The organism is Accumulibacter sp., assembly GCF_029255125.1.
In the GTDB taxonomy this organism is placed as follows: Bacteria; Pseudomonadota; Gammaproteobacteria; order Burkholderiales; family Rhodocyclaceae; genus Accumulibacter.
This window is the reverse complement of record NZ_JAPUVR010000140.1, coordinates 1-14,225: the sequence shown is the minus strand read 5'-3', so window position 1 is coordinate 14,225 and position 14,225 is coordinate 1. Positions and strand designations below refer to the sequence as shown.

16 protein-coding genes are annotated in these 14,225 nt (G+C 65.3%); 6 read left to right on the top strand and 10 right to left on the bottom strand.

The features are described 5' to 3' along the window. Positions 1–99: 99 nt before the first annotated feature. The gene (locus Q1L59_RS15495) at positions 100–450 is read left to right on the top strand and encodes a nucleotide pyrophosphohydrolase (RefSeq protein WP_300333897.1); all 351 of its coding nucleotides are present in this window, start codon (positions 100–102) and stop codon (positions 448–450) included. Positions 451–539: 89 nt separating this feature from the next. Here Q1L59_RS15495 and rlmJ read toward each other — a convergent pair whose 3' ends face one another. Both rlmJ and Q1L59_RS15485 read right to left on the bottom strand, forming a co-directional pair. After that, positions 540–1,400: a 23S rRNA (adenine(2030)-N(6))-methyltransferase RlmJ gene (rlmJ, locus tag Q1L59_RS15490; RefSeq protein WP_300333895.1), complete on the bottom strand. Its 861-nt coding sequence runs from the start codon at positions 1,398–1,400 to the stop codon at positions 540–542. 24 nt (positions 1,401–1,424) lie between these two features. Next, positions 1,425–2,672, bottom strand: coding sequence for a nitronate monooxygenase (locus tag Q1L59_RS15485; RefSeq protein ID WP_300333893.1), 1,248 nt, complete (start codon positions 2,670–2,672; stop codon positions 1,425–1,427). A gap of 314 nt (positions 2,673–2,986) precedes the next feature. Here Q1L59_RS15485 and Q1L59_RS15480 point away from each other — a divergent pair, with 314 nt between their 5' ends. Then, positions 2,987–3,871, top strand: coding sequence for an alpha/beta hydrolase (locus Q1L59_RS15480; RefSeq protein ID WP_300333891.1), 885 nt, complete (start codon positions 2,987–2,989; stop codon positions 3,869–3,871). 11 nt (positions 3,872–3,882) lie between these two features. Further along, positions 3,883–5,367, top strand: coding sequence for a 3'-5' exonuclease family protein (locus Q1L59_RS15475; RefSeq protein ID WP_300333888.1), 1,485 nt, complete (start codon positions 3,883–3,885; stop codon positions 5,365–5,367). Here Q1L59_RS15475 and Q1L59_RS15470 read toward each other — a convergent pair. From Q1L59_RS15470 to mltG, 6 genes are read right to left on the bottom strand one after another with little or no spacing between them, the layout of a single operon-like run. Continuing rightward, positions 5,359–6,021, bottom strand: coding sequence for an ankyrin repeat domain-containing protein (locus Q1L59_RS15470; protein WP_300333885.1), 663 nt, complete (start codon positions 6,019–6,021; stop codon positions 5,359–5,361). The genes Q1L59_RS15475 and Q1L59_RS15470 overlap by 9 nt on opposite strands. After that, a complete protein-coding gene (locus tag Q1L59_RS15465) occupies positions 6,018–6,800 on the bottom strand; it encodes a TatD family hydrolase (RefSeq protein ID WP_300333882.1) in 783 nt (260 codons plus the stop codon). Before Q1L59_RS15465 ends, Q1L59_RS15470 begins: the two co-directional genes overlap by 4 nt. 4 nt (positions 6,801–6,804) lie before the next feature. Beyond that, a complete protein-coding gene (locus Q1L59_RS15460; protein ID WP_300333880.1) occupies positions 6,805–7,188 on the bottom strand; it encodes a PilZ domain-containing protein in 384 nt (127 codons plus the stop codon). Between the two features lie 6 nt (positions 7,189–7,194). Further along, a complete protein-coding gene (gene holB / locus Q1L59_RS15455; protein ID WP_300333878.1) occupies positions 7,195–8,241 on the bottom strand; it encodes a DNA polymerase III subunit delta' in 1,047 nt (348 codons plus the stop codon). Continuing rightward, a complete protein-coding gene (gene tmk, locus Q1L59_RS15450) occupies positions 8,238–8,873 on the bottom strand; it encodes a dTMP kinase (RefSeq protein ID WP_300333875.1) in 636 nt (211 codons plus the stop codon). The genes holB and tmk overlap by 4 nt, the downstream gene beginning before the upstream one ends. Beyond that, positions 8,870–9,871: an endolytic transglycosylase MltG gene (mltG, locus tag Q1L59_RS15445; protein ID WP_300333872.1), complete on the bottom strand. Its 1,002-nt coding sequence runs from the start codon at positions 9,869–9,871 to the stop codon at positions 8,870–8,872. The genes tmk and mltG overlap by 4 nt, the downstream gene beginning before the upstream one ends. Before the next feature lie 200 nt (positions 9,872–10,071). Here mltG and Q1L59_RS15440 point away from each other — a divergent pair, with 200 nt between their 5' ends. Together Q1L59_RS15440 and Q1L59_RS15435 are read left to right on the top strand one after the other, a co-directional pair. Further along, positions 10,072–11,085, top strand: a complete 1,014-nt coding sequence (locus Q1L59_RS15440; protein WP_300333870.1) for a folate-binding protein — start codon at positions 10,072–10,074, stop codon at positions 11,083–11,085. Between the two features lie 32 nt (positions 11,086–11,117). Then, complete coding sequence (locus Q1L59_RS15435; protein WP_300333867.1) at positions 11,118–11,906, top strand: NRDE family protein; 789 nt, start codon at positions 11,118–11,120, stop codon at positions 11,904–11,906. Here Q1L59_RS15435 and Q1L59_RS15430 read toward each other — a convergent pair. Beyond that, positions 11,893–12,375 (bottom strand): L,D-transpeptidase, encoded by a 483-nt coding sequence (locus Q1L59_RS15430; protein WP_300334019.1) that lies wholly within the window; start codon positions 12,373–12,375, stop codon positions 11,893–11,895. The genes Q1L59_RS15435 and Q1L59_RS15430 overlap by 14 nt on opposite strands. Before the next feature lie 2 nt (positions 12,376–12,377). Then, positions 12,378–12,839 carry a tRNA adenosine(34) deaminase TadA gene (tadA, locus tag Q1L59_RS15425; protein WP_300334016.1) on the bottom strand — a complete coding sequence of 154 codons (462 nt, stop codon included), beginning with the start codon at positions 12,837–12,839 and terminating at the stop codon, positions 12,378–12,380. A gap of 199 nt (positions 12,840–13,038) precedes the next feature. Between tadA and Q1L59_RS15420 the strand changes: the two genes are divergently transcribed. Beyond that, positions 13,039–14,157: a glycosyltransferase family 4 protein gene (locus Q1L59_RS15420; protein ID WP_300333864.1), complete on the top strand. Its 1,119-nt coding sequence runs from the start codon at positions 13,039–13,041 to the stop codon at positions 14,155–14,157. Positions 14,158–14,225: the final 68 nt, after the last annotated feature.

Here is a 14,225-nt window from a genome sequence, read left to right as displayed (position 1 = left end):
TCTATCCCGGCAGCCGTTGGCGCTCGCCCTCCCGGAACTCGCACCCGCCACCCCGGGCAAGACCGCTGGGCAGAGGCTTTCCCGTTCTTTTTTCAGCCGATGAACCCACTGACCGAACTGACCACGGACATACTGCGCTTTCGCGACGAGCGCAACTGGGCGCAGTTTCACTCGCTGCGCAATCTGATCGTTTCGCTGAACCTCGAAGCAGCCGAGCTGCTCGAGCTGACGCAATGGAAGAGCGACGCCGAGGTGTCGGCCGCCGCCAGCGGCGCGGCGCGCACCGCCCTGCAAGACGAATGCGCCGATGTCCTGATCTATCTGCTGCTGATCGCCGAGCACGCCGGAATCGATCTGCTCGACGCGGCGCGCGCCAAGCTGCTCAAGAACGCAGCCAGGTATCCGGTCGCTTCGAGCTACGGGTCAAGCCGCAAGCATCCGTCGCCGTAAGCGCGCCGGCACACGCGATCCTGTGCCAGCAGCGCGCTGCCGCTGGCCTGGGCGGACGGCCATCTCGCCACTCCGGCCCGGCTGAAACTTCACGCGCCGGGCGGCGCTGCAGTGCTGCACTCGAGCGTGAAACCCGCCCCGGCATCGAGCGCTAGCGCCTCGACCAGGTGAGGCATTGCTTCCTGCAGTTGCGCTGCCAGCGTCCATGGCGGGTTGATCACGAACAAGCCGCTGCCGTGCATGCCGAAGCCGTCCGCCGACGGCGTCCTGACGCGCAGTCCGACATGCAGCCAGTCGGTGGCCGGCAGACGCTTCAAGCGCTGCGGAAGTGCGTGCGCCTCGCGCCGGGTAAGCTGTGGATACCACAGGGCATAGGTTCCGCCTGGAAAACGCTGTAAGGCTTCGTGCAGCGCGCGGATGACCCGCTCGTAGTCGGCCTTGTCCTCGTAAGCCGGATCGATGAAGACCAGTGCCCGCCGCGATGGTGGCGGGAGCAGAGCCTTGATCGCGGCCAACCCATCGCTGCCCGCTACCCGCACCCGCTGCCCGAAAGCCAGCATGTTCTCGCGTAGATGCAGCACGTCCCGACTGTGCAGTTCGAAAAGCCGCAAGGCATCGTGGCTGCGTGTCGTCCACGCGGCGAGCAAGGGCGAACCCGGATAGGCGCGCAAACGACCGTCGCTATTCAGTCGCCCGACCAGGCGCAGGTAGTCGCTGACCAGCGGCGGAAAATCGTCGCGCTGCCACAGTCGTCCGATGCCTGTTCGATGTTCCGCCAGCTTCGTAGCCAGGGCCGAGTCAAGCGCGTAGGTGCCAGCTCCGGCGTGCGTATCGATATACGTGAAGGGCTTTTCCTTACGCGCCAAGTAAGCCGCCAACTGGACGACGACGATGTGTTTGAGAACATCGGCGTGGTTGCCGGCGTGGAAGGCATGGCGGTAACTGAGCATGGCCCGATCGCTGCCGGCCAGTTGCTACTCGGGCGCCGAAAGTATTTTGCCGTCGGTGCTGAACTGGTAATCGTGAAAGATATGTTCCGCGCTAAGCAGTTGGTACGTGCCGTCCGGCAAGCGACGCGAGGTGTCCTTCAAGCGATAGGCGTAGTGCCCACAGGTCCAGCAATCAAAGTTGCGCATCTGCGTACAGAGGCAAGTCTTGTCCTTGACCGAGATGCGTTTGACCCCAGGATTCGCCGCCACCTCGCGATTGTAGGCGGAGATGTACGAACAACTGCCATTGCTGTCGAGCAGGTAACCATAGGCCTCGCAGTTCGGTCGAATGCCGTCGCCGATCGCCGGGCTGTTGCTCAACATGCGCATCGGATAACCGGTGGGCGAGATCAGATTCACTTCGATCTGGTCTTCGGTGGCGGAAAAGTAGCGCTGTTTGACATCCTCCGGCAAGCCGCACTCCTTCGAAACGGTAAAGCGCGTCGCAACCTGCACGGCCGCCGCACCCTGCTCAAGGAAGGCCACGGCATCGCTGCCAGTGAAGATTCCGCCGGCCGGAATCAGCGGGATGTCGAGTTGCTCTGCCTGCAGATGACGGTGGATTTCGCCAAAGATCGTCGCCAGATCGTATTCCTGCCAATCCATGCCGAAACCGAGATGGCCGCCGGCCAGCGGACCTTCGACGACAACATAGTCAGGCAGCCGATTGCAGCGCGCCGTCTTGCGCAGGAACAACTGGAGGGCGCGCAAGGACGAGACGATGATTCCCAGCTTGGCATCGCGAAAACGCGGATGGTCCTCGATCAGGGCAAACGAGCCAAGATGCAGGCCAGCGGCGAGAGTGATTCCGTCGACTCCGGCGTCCAGCGCGCCGGCCATGCGCACGCGCAGGGTCTCACGTGGCGCATTCATCGTCAGCTTTTCCATGCAGTTGACGAAGATCAGGCCATCGCCGCGTTTTGCCTCCATCGTCCTGCCAACATGCATTCTGGTCGCCTCGGCCAACTGACCGAGGTCAAAGCGAACTACCGATTTGTCCGGATTGGCGACGTTGAATTTGTACTGCTGCAGCTTGTCCTTGACGAACTTGGCGTTGAATCGGCGATCGGCAACCGTATTCACCATCGCGTCGGAAATGTGCCCCACTCCACCCAGGCGAGCCGCCTCGAGCGCCAGTTCAGCCGTCGAGATGTCAACACCCATCCCGCCGATGACGATCGGCACCAGCTCATGTTTACCGAAACGCAGACGGAAATCATCAACCCTCTTCATCCATTTCCTTCCGAACTCGGGCCGGTACCGTCGGCCGACCCGACGCGGTGATCGCAGCGACCCCCAAGACCCGGGCATTATCGCTCATCACACGCCTCGATGGCTTGATCGACGCAATGAAAACGCAGCAAGCGATGGCTTGGTAGCAATTCCGACACAAGATGTGCACCCGATCTGCCGGCAGAGCGCCGGTCAGGGGCTGTTTCTCCCCCCCGACCGCCGGCGCCCGCACGCGACACGCGCCGGCGACTCGGATTCGGTGGTAGATTGTCGGCTGTCGGCGCCCTCGCCTCGCTCATTACACGTCTCCTTCCATGCCACAGATTTCCGCCAACAGGATTCACATTGAATACGAGAGTTTCGGCTCACCCGCGGCCCCGGCTGTCCTCCTCGTCATGGGGCTCGGCGCACAACTCGGCCGCTGGCCGGTCGAGCTCTGCCAGGCGCTCGTCGCACGCGGATTCCGCGTCATCCGCTTCGACAATCGCGACTGCGGTCTATCGAGCAAACTCGACGAGGCTGGCGTTCCCGATATCGCGCGCGCCCTGCGTACCGGCCAGGCACCGCAGACGGCTTATACGCTGGACGACATGGCAGCCGACAGCGTCGGCCTGCTCGACGCCCTGGAAGTCGAGCGCGCCCATATCGTCGGTGCCTCGATGGGCGGCGCAATTGCTCAGATTGTCGCTGCCCGCTACGCCGCGCGCATACTCTCGCTGACCTGCATCATGACGACCAGCGGCCACCCCGAGCTGCCTGCACCGACGCCAGAAGCAGCCCGCGCGCTGTTTGCCCCGCTGCCCCCGGCGCGCGACAAGGAAAGCCTGATCGAGGACGCGATCCGCCGCCAGTTGGCGGTCGCCAGCCCGGACTATCCAAGTTGCCCGCAGCGCCTGCGCGAGCAGTTCACAATCGAACATGAGCGCGGCTTCCACCCGCGCGGCGTGACCCGCCAACTCGCCGCGTTTCTCGCCAGCAGCGATCGCCGCGCCTTGCTGCAGACGATCAGCGTACCGACGCTGGTTCTGCACGGTGCGCTCGACCCCTTGATCCCGGTCGCCTGCGGCTACGATGTGGCGGCGCATATTCCCGGGGCGCGCATCCGGGTCATCGAGGGAATGGCGCACGACCTCCCACTTGCCCTGACCGATGTCTTTGCCGACGAGATCGCAGGCTTGGCGCGCGCGAGTGCGCCCTGAAGCAGCCGCCCATGCAGACGCCCGAGGCGAACGATGCGGAACTCCTGCCGCCCACCAGCGCCGAACTGCCCGAGGCGCTGGTCTTCCTCGATCTGGAGACGAGCGGCGCCAATCTGGCGAACGACCGGATCATCGAAGTTGGCCTGGTTGAAGTCGACCCCCAGGGTGTTCGCGAGTGGAACGTTCTGGTCAATCCTGGGATTCCGGTTTCACCCTTCATCGCCCAACTGACCGGCATCAACGATGCAATGCTCAGCGGCGCGCCGACTTTCGCTCAGATCGCTGCCGAACTGCTCGAGCGATTGCGCGGCAAGGTTCTGATCGCGCACAACGCGCGCTTCGACTACAGCTTCCTGAAAGGCGAGTTCGCGCGCCTGACAATCGACTTCCGCATGCCGACGCTGTGCACCGTCCGCCTGTCGCGCAAGCTGTTTCCCGAGCATCACCGGCACAATCTGGATGCACTGGTCACGCGCCACCAACTGCACGTTCCCGGCAGCCGCCACCGCGCGTTGACTGATGCCCGCCTGCTCTGGGAACTCTGGCAGTGCTGGCAGCGCGAGTTGTCCGAATCGTCGATCGAAAATGCGGTCGTCGCACTGATCGGTCTGCCCGCCTGGCCGGCCCAGCTCGATCCGCAGATCATCGACGACCTGCCCGAGGCGGCCGGCGCCTTCGCCTTCTACGCTGACGACGACCGGCTGCTCGTCGCCAAGCGCTGCAGCAACATTCGTCGGCAGGTTCTGGCGCAGTTTGCCGCCGGCAAACGCGCTGCCCAACTGAGCGAGGCCACCCGGCGCATCGACTGGCGCGAAGCCGCCGGCGAACTCGGCGCGCGCTTGCACGAGATCGAATTCGAGCGCTTGGCCACCGCGTCAACGAGCAGCCTCGCGGTTGGCGATGGGCGCCGACTGACCCCCGGCGTCAGCCGTGACCTCTGTTCGTGGCAGGTCCAGCCGGTCGCCGACGGCGACTTCCGGGTGCAACTGGTACACGCCGAGGATCTCGACTTTGCCCTGCGCGACGACCTCTTCGGCTTGTATGCTGACGGGCGCGAGGCGGTCCGCGCGCTGCGCCAGATAGCCGACGCACACCATCTGTGCCATCAGCGCCTGGGGCTGGACGATTCAGCCGCCGGGCAGGCGTGCGCCGCTTACCGACAGAAGAACTGCCGCGGAACCTGTATCGGGCGGGAAGCAGGCGCGCTGCACGGGGCGCGCCTGTTGACGGCGATTGCACGCTGGAAGCTGAAACCCTGGCCTTTCGCCGGACCTATCGTCCTCCTTGAGCGCGACGCTTTCGGCTGGCGCGAGGACATTCACCTGATCGATCGTTGGCGTCACGTGTGCACGGTGCACAACGAGGAAGCGCTGCAGGCCCGCTTGCTCGCCGGCCCGAGCGAGCAGCCGTTCGCCTCCGACGTCTACCGCATCGTCAGCCGCACCCTGGCGAACGGCAAGATCGCGCTGCGCCGACTACCCGCCTGGTCAACGTAGCGCCGGCGCGACCGCCGCGCTGCCGGCCCGGCCGCCGGCTTTGCGCAGCAAGTCGGCAATGTCGGTGTTCTCGGTCGCCAGCGCCCAGTCGACCGCCGTCGCACCGCGGTCATTGGCGATGTTCGGGTCAGCCTGGTGGCGCAGGAGCAACTTGACCACTTCGATATGGCCAAAGCGTGCGGCAAAAAGCAGCGCTGTCGAGCCGTTCTCCGTCCGCGCATTCACTTCCGCGCCCTTCTTCAGCAGGTAGTCGACAACCGCCAGGTGCCCGTTGAAAGCGGCGTAGATCAACGGCGGCCAGCCGTAGAGATTGATGTCGGCACCGCTTTCGACCAGGCGCTGGACGAAGTGCAGGTGACCGCGGTAGGCGGCCAGACTGAGCGCCGTTTCGCCGTTCCGGTTACGCGTGTTCAGCCGCGCGCGCCGGTGCAGCAGGAAATCGAAGAATTCCTTGTTCTCGCGCTGAACCGCCTGCATCAACAGCGTATTGCCGTTGCGGTCTACCGAGTTGACTTCCATTCCCCGGTTGACCAGTTGAATCGCCCACGGCGTGTCGCCCGAGATCAGCGCCTCCTCCATGTCCTCGTAGGCGCCAGCCCGGGCAAGGCAAGGGAGCAGGAGGACAAGCAGCGCGAGGAGAGTGATTTTCTTCATGGTGCAACCTTCGAACGGGCATCGGGAAAGAGGCGGAAAAAATTCTCGCTCGTCGCGGCAACGACCTCCTCGCTCGGCACGCCGCGCAAGCGGGCAACTTCTTCGGCCACATAGCGTACGTAAGCCGGCTGGTTGGTCTTGCCACGAAACGGCACCGGCGCCAGATACGGCGAGTCGGTCTCGACCAACAGGCGATCGAGCGGCACACGCTGCGCGACATCGCGCACGGCGCTTGCGTTCTTGAAGGTAACGATGCCGGACAGCGAAAGATGAAAGCCGAGGTCGAGCGCCTGCCGGGCAATCGACCAGCCCTCGGTAAAACAGTGCATGATCCCGCCGACATCGCTCGCGCGCTCCTCGACGAGCAGGCGCAGGGTATCGTCGGCCGCCTCGCGCATGTGGATGACGAGCGGCTTGCCCGCCACGCGCGCGGCACGGATGTGGTTGCGAAAACGCTCGCGCTGCCACTCCGGCATGTCCTTGTGCCAGTAGTAGTCGAGGCCGGTCTCGCCGATCGCGATGACGCGCGGATGCTGCACCAGTTTGACGATGTCCTCGCAACTCGGCTCGCGACCACCTTCGGCGTCGGGATGGACGCCGACCGTCGCCAGGATCTGCGGCCAGTGCTCGGCCAGGGCAATGACCCGCGGCAGGTCTTCAAGCGTGACGCCGATACACACGGCACAGCCGACGCCATTGCGCGTCATTGCGGCGACGATCTCGCTGACCCGTTGTGAGAGCGCCGGAAAGTCGAGGTGGCAGTGCGAGTCGACCAGCATCAGCTTAGATCGTATGCGTCGGGCGGCCGGACTGCATGACACCGCCGAGCAGGCTCTCGATGCGCCGACGCGCCTCGACGCCGCTCTCGTCGTTCTTGAAGTGCACGCCGATCCCCTGCACCTTGTTGTTCTGCGCACCGAGCGGAGTGATCCAGACCACCGTACCGGCGATCGGCAGCTTGGCTGCGTCGTCCATCAGCGAGAGCAGCATGAACACTTCGTCGCCAATCGAGTAGTTGCGCGTCGTCGGCACAAAAATGCCGCCATTCCTCAGAACGGGCATGTACGCGGCATACAAGGCCGACTTCGAGTTGATGTTCAACGACAGCACGCTGGGCCGCGGCGGCGCGGCAATCGCCGGCTTGCTGGGCGTATCCACTTCTGCCATAACCCCTCAGGAGGCGCGAAAGACCGCCTGGTAGTTCAGAAAGAAGTCTTCAAGAAACAGGCGGCTGTTCACAGGTTGCTCACACTGGACCTTGTATTGTAATGCCATTTTCTGAAATGCCAAGAGGCGCTGCAGATTGCTCAGGGCAGCCAAGCGGCGCAAGAGAGCGACCTGGGCGCGAAAATAGCGCGGCGCCAGACCGACGCTGGTCAGCATCAGGTCGACCAACCATTGTTGCGCCCAGTCCATCGTGTGCTTCAACGCGCCCGGACGCTTCTCGGCGCGAATCGCCTTGTCGAGGTTGGCCGCCGCGAGCAGCGGGTCAAGACCTTCACCCTGCGCGACCGCCGCCAGCCACGCGGCAAGCAGCCGACGCTCGCCGCTGCGGGCAAGATCGAGCGCCAGCAGCGGTGACCCGCCGGCCAGCGCCAGCCAGTCGTCGGGTTCGCTCAGGCCGGCCGCGTGCAGCCATTCGATCGCCAGCTCAGGCGACGGCCGGCGCAGCGGAATGTGCTGGCAGCGACTGCGGATGGTCGGCAGCAGGCGATGCATTTCGCTCGCGATCAGGATGAAGAGCGTTCCCACCGGCGGTTCCTCGAGCGACTTGAGGAGAGCGTTGGCCGTCGCCCGATTCATCGCTTCAGCCGGATTGAGCAGGATGACGCGCAGCCCCTGGCGGTGCGTGCCCACATGCAGGAAATCGTCGAGATCGCGCACCTGATCGATCGTGATCTGCTGACCGAGTTTCCTGCCGCCAGCCGCCTCGTCGCCTTCCGGTGCCGCCGGCGCATCGGCTTCGGCCAATGCTTCCGGCTGCAGCAGCCGGAAATCGGGATGGTTGCCTTGCGCCAGCCAAGTGCAGGCGGAGCAACTCCCGCACGCTTCGCCCGCCGTCGTCGGCTGAGGACAGAGCAGCCGATAGGCAAAGGCGCGAGCCAGCTCGAACTTGCCTATCCCGCGCTGACCGGCAAGGAGGAGCGCATGCGGCAACTGGGCGCGCCGGGCGAGCAACTCGCGCCAGACCTGGTCGTGCAGACAGCGGATCGGCATCATCGGCAGAGTGCGCCGAGTCTCGTCTCGAGTGCCTGGCGGACAAGCGCCCTGTCCTGCGTCGAGTCGACGATCTGGATACGTTGCGGAGCGGCCGCGGCGCGCTCCAGATAGGCTAGGCGCACGCGCTCGTGAAAGTCGGCACGCTCCTGTTCGAAGCGGTCGAGCGGACGCTCCTGGGCGACGATGCGCGCCCCGGCGACGGCCGAAGGCAGGTCGAAAAGAAAGGTCAGATCCGGCTGCAGGTGAGCATGCACCAGGTTTTCCAGGAGGCGGAACTTCTCCTTGTCGAGACCCCGGCCGCCACTCTGGTAGGCGTAGGTCGCATCGCTGAAACGGTCGCAGACGACCCAGACACCGCGTTGCAGCGCCGGTTCGATCAGGCAGGCAAGGTGCTCACGGCGCGCTGCGAACATCAGCAGTGTTTCGGTTTCATGATGCATCGCCGAGTGCAGCAGCAGTTCGCGCAGCCGTTCACCGAGCGGCGTGCCGCCCGGCTCGCGTGTGAGCAGGACGGAATGTCCGCGCGCGCGCAGGAATTCGCCAATTCCGGCAACATGCGTGCTCTTGCCGGCACCGTCGATTCCCTCGAAAGTGATGAACCTGCCGCGCTGCGCGGGCTGATCGGCTGTCATGGTTTGCTCCGCTTCTGGTAGCGATCGACCGCTGCTTCGTGTTCGTCGAGCGTGCGGGAAAAGTAACTGCTGCCATCGCCGCGCGCAACGAAATAGAGCGCCTCACCCGTCGCCGGATGCAGCGCGGCGCGCAGCGAAGCCAGTCCCGGCAAGGCGATCGGCGTCGGCGGCAGACCGCGCCGTGTGTAGGTATTGTATGGCGTGTCGGCGAGCAGATCGCGCTTGCGCAGATTGCCGTCGAAAGCTTCGCCAAGACCGTAGATCACCGTCGGATCGGTCTGCAGCAACATCCCCTGGCGCAGGCGGTTGACGAAGACACCGGCAATCAGTGGCCGCTCGTCGGCGCGTCCGGTCTCCTTTTCGACAATCGAGGCCATGATCAACGCCTGATAGGCATCGCGATACGGCAGGCCGGCGGCGCGCGTCTGCCATTCGCGCGCCAGATGCGCCTGCATCGCCCGATAAGCGCGCGCCAGCAGATCGAGGTCGCTGGAGCGCTTGGCAAAGAGATAGGTGTCGGGGAAGAACAGGCCCTCGGCGGCGGCCTCGCTCACTCCCAGCCGGGCGAGCAGCTCGCTTTCCGCGAGGCTGGCGGTATCGTGTTGCAGGTCGGGATGCGCATTCAGACGCTCGCGCACCTGGCGGAAAGTCCACCCCTCGACGATCAGCAATTCGGCCTGCGTGACATCGCCCCGAGTCAGTTTGCGCAGCAGATCGAGCATCGTGCTGCCGCGCACAAGTTCGTAGCTACCGGCCTTGATCGACGATTCGACGCGCAGCACGCGCGCCAGCCCGATCAGCAGCCACGGTTCGATCCTTGCCCCGGCAGCAGCGATCTCGTGTGCCGCCAAACGCATGCTGCTGCCCGCGCCAATGGTGAACTCGACCCTCGCGCCGTTCAGGCTGATCGGCGAGCAGACCCGCCAGACCAGACCTGCGGCGAGCAGCAAGCAAAGCAGGAGGACAAGCAGCAGAGACTGGCGTACGAGTCGGCGCATCGATCCGGCGCAGCCGGCGGGCTGCTGGGCGAGGGAGAAAGCGGGTGGAGTGGCCCTATAATAGCCGAAACCACGCGCCCGGACGGTACGTCTAGCTGACCCTTCGGCAACCGCCGGCGCGCCGCCGCAGTCGACGGCACGCCCGGCGCGCCCGCTGAGCGGACGGCCGGGCGCTGGTCAAATCTTCAACGGACAGCACGATGAACCAGACCTGGAAGGATTTTCTCCTGGCCCACGGCGCCCGCTGGGCGAACGGAGTAGTGGCCGATTTCGGCGACCCGGCGAGCGAACTGGCGGCCGCCAGTGCGACGACGATCATCGCACCGCTGGCGCATCTCGGCCTGCTCGAGGTGGGCGGCAGCGATGCGGCCGCCTTTCTGCACAACCAACTTACGAGCGATGTCCAGCATCTGTCGCCGAACGCCGCGCAACACTCCGCCTGGTGCTCGGCGAAGGGCAGAATGCTCGCCAGCTTTCTGATTTTCCGTGCGTCTGACAGTTACCAACTGCACCTCGCCGCCGACCTGCTGCCGGTCATCCCGCGCCGACTCCAGATGTTCGTCCTGCGCAGCAAGGTCGTCGTCGCCGACCGCACCGACGACTACGTTCTGCTTGGCCTTGCCGGTGCGCAGAGCCGGGTGGCGCTGGCGGCGAGTGGGCTGCCGGCACCGGAAACGGCGCTGACCGCGGAGGTCGGCCCGACCGGTCTGGTCATCTGCCTGGCGCCGGAGCGCTATCAGGTCGTCGTCGAGCAGGCCGCTGCGCCAGCGCTCTGGTCGCAACTGACTGCCCAGGCGCAGCCAGTTGGCACGTCCGTCTGGCAATGGCTGGACATCCGGGCCGGCGTCCCGCTGATTACCCGGCGCACAAGCGAGGAGTTTGTCCCGCAGATGGCGAACTTCGAACGTCTTGGCGGGGTCAGCTTCCACAAGGGATGCTATCCGGGCCAGGAGGTCGTCGCACGCACGCAGTACCTGGGCAAGGTGAAACGCCATCTCTATCGCGTGCGTGCGGCCGGCGTCATCGACATCGGCCAGGCGATCTATGCCAGCGACAATCCTGACCGACCGTGCGGCACGATCGCCAACGCGGCGCCGGCTCCGGCCGGCGGCTATGAGGCGCTGGCCGTGATGCAGGAGAGTTGCGCGCTGACGGGCAAGCTGGCGCTCGCTGCTGTGGACGGCCCGCGCCTCGAACTCGTGACCAGCGACTGAAGACCAGCCACGCGAGACTGGCGCCGATTGCCATGTGCCTGATCCTGCTCGCCTGGCAAGCGCATGCCGAATACCCGCTGGTCGTCGCGGCCAACCGCGACGAGTTCTTCGCCCGACCATCGGCGCCTGCCGCGTTCTGGTCCGACGCACCGCAAGTCTGTGCCGGGCGCGACCTGGAAGCCGGCGGCACCTGGCTGGGCAGCAGCCGCAACCAACGGTTCGCCGCCCTGACCAATTTCCGCGAGGGCCGCCAGCCCGGCGACGGATGGCGATCACGCGGCGAACTGGTCGCCGCTTTCCTCAGCGGATCGGCTGCGCCGCTGGACTATCTGGCGGGCGTCGCCGACCGTGCCGCCGACTACAACGGCTTCAACCTTTTCGTCGGCGACAGCGACACGCTTGCCTACTACGCCAACCGCGGCGGTCAGCCGCCACGGTCGCTCGCCGCCGGAATCTACGGCTTGTCCAACCATCTGCTCGACACCCCGTGGCCGAAGCTGGCGAGCGCCCGACGCGCGTTCGCCGAGTCCCTGCCCGGGCTGCCCGCCAGCGAGCCATTCTTCACGCTCTTGGCCGATCAGGAAATCGTTCCCGACCGCCATTTGCCCGAGACCGGCGTTTCGCTCGACTGGGAACGTATCCTGTCGGCGGTCTTCGTGCGCTCGGCGAGCTACGGTACGCGCGCTTCGACGCTGCTCATGCGCGGCATTGACGGGCGAACGACCTTGCTCGAACGCAGCTTCGGCGCCGACGCGCGCTTGCTCGGAGAGACCGGCGCAACGTTCGCGTCGGCCTCGACGGCAGACCTCAATCCTCGCTGATCAAGACTGGCGTGTATGCCGGCACGAGCTCGAAGAGTTCGATCAGATCGGCGTTGCGCATGCGGATGCAGCCGCGCGAGCCCGGCCGACCGAGCGGGCTACTGTCCGGACAGCCATGAATGTAGACGTAACGCCGCATCGTATCGACTTGGCCCAGCCGGTTGCGCCCCGGCTCGCAACCCGAGAGCCAGAGAATCCGCGTCAGTATCCAGTCGCGCTCGGGAAACTGCTCGGCCAGCCGCGCGGAGTAGATCTCGCCGGTCGCGCGACGGGCGACGAATACCGCGTTCTCCGGCTGTCCGGCGCCAATTTTGGCGCGCACGATATGGCGACCGCGCGGCGTACAGTAGCTGCCACGCGTCTCGCCCGCGCCGCGCGCCGCGGTCGACACCGGGTAGGTTTGCAGCACCTGCCCGGCGCCGTCGTAGAGGGTCAGCCGCTGCTGTTTGAGCGAAACCTCGATGCGCACCTTCATTCTCCCTTTTCGGCCCTCCGCCGGGCAAAAAAATCCGCCAGCAGGCGACCGCACTCGTCGGCCAGAATGCCGCCGACGACCTGGGTATGGTGATTCAGCCGGGCAACGGCAAAGAGGTCGACGACGCTACCGTGCACACCGGTTTTCGGGTCGCGCGCGCCATAGACCAGGCGACTGATGCGCGCCTGCAGCACCGCGCCGGCGCACATCGCGCACGGCTCGAGCGTAACGAAAAGCTCGCAACCGGGCAGCCGGTAGTTGCGCAGATTACGCGCAGCGTCGCGCAGCGCGGCAATCTCGGCGTGCGCCGTCGGATCGTTTTCGCCGATCGGCGAATTGAAGCCGCGCCCGACCACCGACCCATCGCGCACGACCAGCGCGCCGACCGGGACTTCGCCCAGACACTCGGCGGCCTGAGCGAGCGACAGCGCCTCGCGCATGAAATACTCGTCGTTCATCATCGGACGAATTCTAGCGCAGTCTGTCGACCGCCCAGGCGGCGCGTTTTCGCTGGCGTCGCCGCGCGCGCGGTTGTGGTCGCCGGCGCGCCGCCCGGCCAGGTCGACGAAAGCTCTCGACGAGCCGTAAATCGGCTAAGATCGTCCGTCATCGTTCATCCATTCGCTGGCGCGTGCTTCCGTCCCGCCTTGCCTGCCCATGCGCATCCTCTTCGTGCATCAGAACTTCCCCGGGCAATACAAGCACCTTGCTCCGGCGCTGGCAAACTCGCCAACGAACGAGGTCGTCGCCATCGGCGAAGACGTGAACCTGCGCCGGCAGGCGAGCGTCCTCCATCCTCGCCTGAGAATCGCCGCCTACCCGTCGCCGCCGCGAGGGGCTTCGCAGGAAACGCACCACTACCTGCAGAGTAGTGAAGCGGCGGTTCGCCGAGGCCAGGCGGTCGCCCGTGTGGCGCTCGCCCTGCGCCGCGATGGCTTCGTTCCCGACGTCATCTGCGCGCACCCGGCCTGGGGCGAGGCGCTTTTTCTGAAGGATGTGTTCCCCACCGCACGCTTGTTGCTCTACCTGGAATTCTTTTACCGAGCGAGCGGTTCGGACATGGGCTTCGACCCGGAATTTCCGTCCAGTTTCGACGATCAGTGCCGGCTGCGCGTACGCAACACGATACAACTGATCAGCCTGGAAGCGGCCGACTGCGGCGTCAGCCCGACGCGCTGGCAGCGCGACCAGTATCCCGGCCCGTTTCAGCAGCGCATCGAAGTCATCCATGACGGCATCCGAACCGATGTCGTCCGTCCCGCACCGGTGGCCGACTTCGTTCTTCCGGAGGCGCGCGGCACGCTGTGCTCGGGCGACGAAGTGGTCACCTACGTTGCGCGCAACCTTGAGCCCTATCGTGGTTTTCACACTTTCATGCGCGCTTTGCCGGGCGTCCTGGCGGCACGCCCGCAAGCGCAGGTGCTGATCGTCGGTGGCGATGACGTGAGCTACGGGCGCCGTCTGCCCGACGGAGAGACTTACCGCAGCCGCTACCGGCGCGAACTTGGCGACACCCTGGACGAGAATCGGGTGCATTTCCTGGGCAAGGTTCCTTACGGAAGGTTCCTCGATGTTCTGCGCCTGTCGAGCGCGCACGTCTACCTGACCTACCCTTTCGTCCTTTCCTGGTCGCTGCTTGAAGCCATGTCGTGCGCCTGCCCGGTGATCGCTTCCGATACGCCGCCGGTACGCGAGGTCGTCGAGGCGGGCAGAAACGGGCTATTGGTCAGGGTGAAATTGTCCTTCGGGCTAATAGCTGAAGAATCTGTTGCTTAGGGGCAGCCTATGGACATCGGATGAAGAAGTCTGTATAAAGGGTAGATGGCAGCGGAACTTGACGCGTT

Bases quoted from the DNA above. Each gene is read 5' to 3' on its own strand.
- mltG (WP_300333872.1), bottom strand. From the start codon at position 9,871: ATGCGCCGACTCGTACGCCAGTCTCTGCTGCTTGTCCTCCTGCTTTGC.
- rlmJ (WP_300333895.1), bottom strand. From the start codon at position 1,400: ATGCTCAGTTACCGCCATGCCTTCCACGCCGGCAACCACGCCGATGTT.
- Q1L59_RS15435 (WP_300333867.1), top strand. From the start codon at position 11,118: ATGTGCCTGATCCTGCTCGCCTGGCAAGCGCATGCCGAATACCCGCTG.
- Q1L59_RS15465 (WP_300333882.1), bottom strand. From the start codon at position 6,800: ATGCTGGTCGACTCGCACTGCCACCTCGACTTTCCGGCGCTCTCACAA.
- Q1L59_RS15475 (WP_300333888.1), top strand. From the start codon at position 3,883: ATGCAGACGCCCGAGGCGAACGATGCGGAACTCCTGCCGCCCACCAGC.
- Q1L59_RS15485 (WP_300333893.1), bottom strand. From the start codon at position 2,672: ATGAAGAGGGTTGATGATTTCCGTCTGCGTTTCGGTAAACATGAGCTG.
- Q1L59_RS15495 (WP_300333897.1), top strand. From the start codon at position 100: ATGAACCCACTGACCGAACTGACCACGGACATACTGCGCTTTCGCGAC.
- Q1L59_RS15440 (WP_300333870.1), top strand. From the start codon at position 10,072: ATGAACCAGACCTGGAAGGATTTTCTCCTGGCCCACGGCGCCCGCTGG.
- Q1L59_RS15470 (WP_300333885.1), bottom strand. From the start codon at position 6,021: ATGAAGAAAATCACTCTCCTCGCGCTGCTTGTCCTCCTGCTCCCTTGC.
- Q1L59_RS15420 (WP_300333864.1), top strand. From the start codon at position 13,039: ATGCGCATCCTCTTCGTGCATCAGAACTTCCCCGGGCAATACAAGCAC.
- Q1L59_RS15460 (WP_300333880.1), bottom strand. From the start codon at position 7,188: ATGGCAGAAGTGGATACGCCCAGCAAGCCGGCGATTGCCGCGCCGCCG.
- tadA (WP_300334016.1), bottom strand. From the start codon at position 12,839: ATGAACGACGAGTATTTCATGCGCGAGGCGCTGTCGCTCGCTCAGGCC.
- holB (WP_300333878.1), bottom strand. From the start codon at position 8,241: ATGATGCCGATCCGCTGTCTGCACGACCAGGTCTGGCGCGAGTTGCTC.
- tmk (WP_300333875.1), bottom strand. From the start codon at position 8,873: ATGACAGCCGATCAGCCCGCGCAGCGCGGCAGGTTCATCACTTTCGAG.
- Q1L59_RS15480 (WP_300333891.1), top strand. From the start codon at position 2,987: ATGCCACAGATTTCCGCCAACAGGATTCACATTGAATACGAGAGTTTC.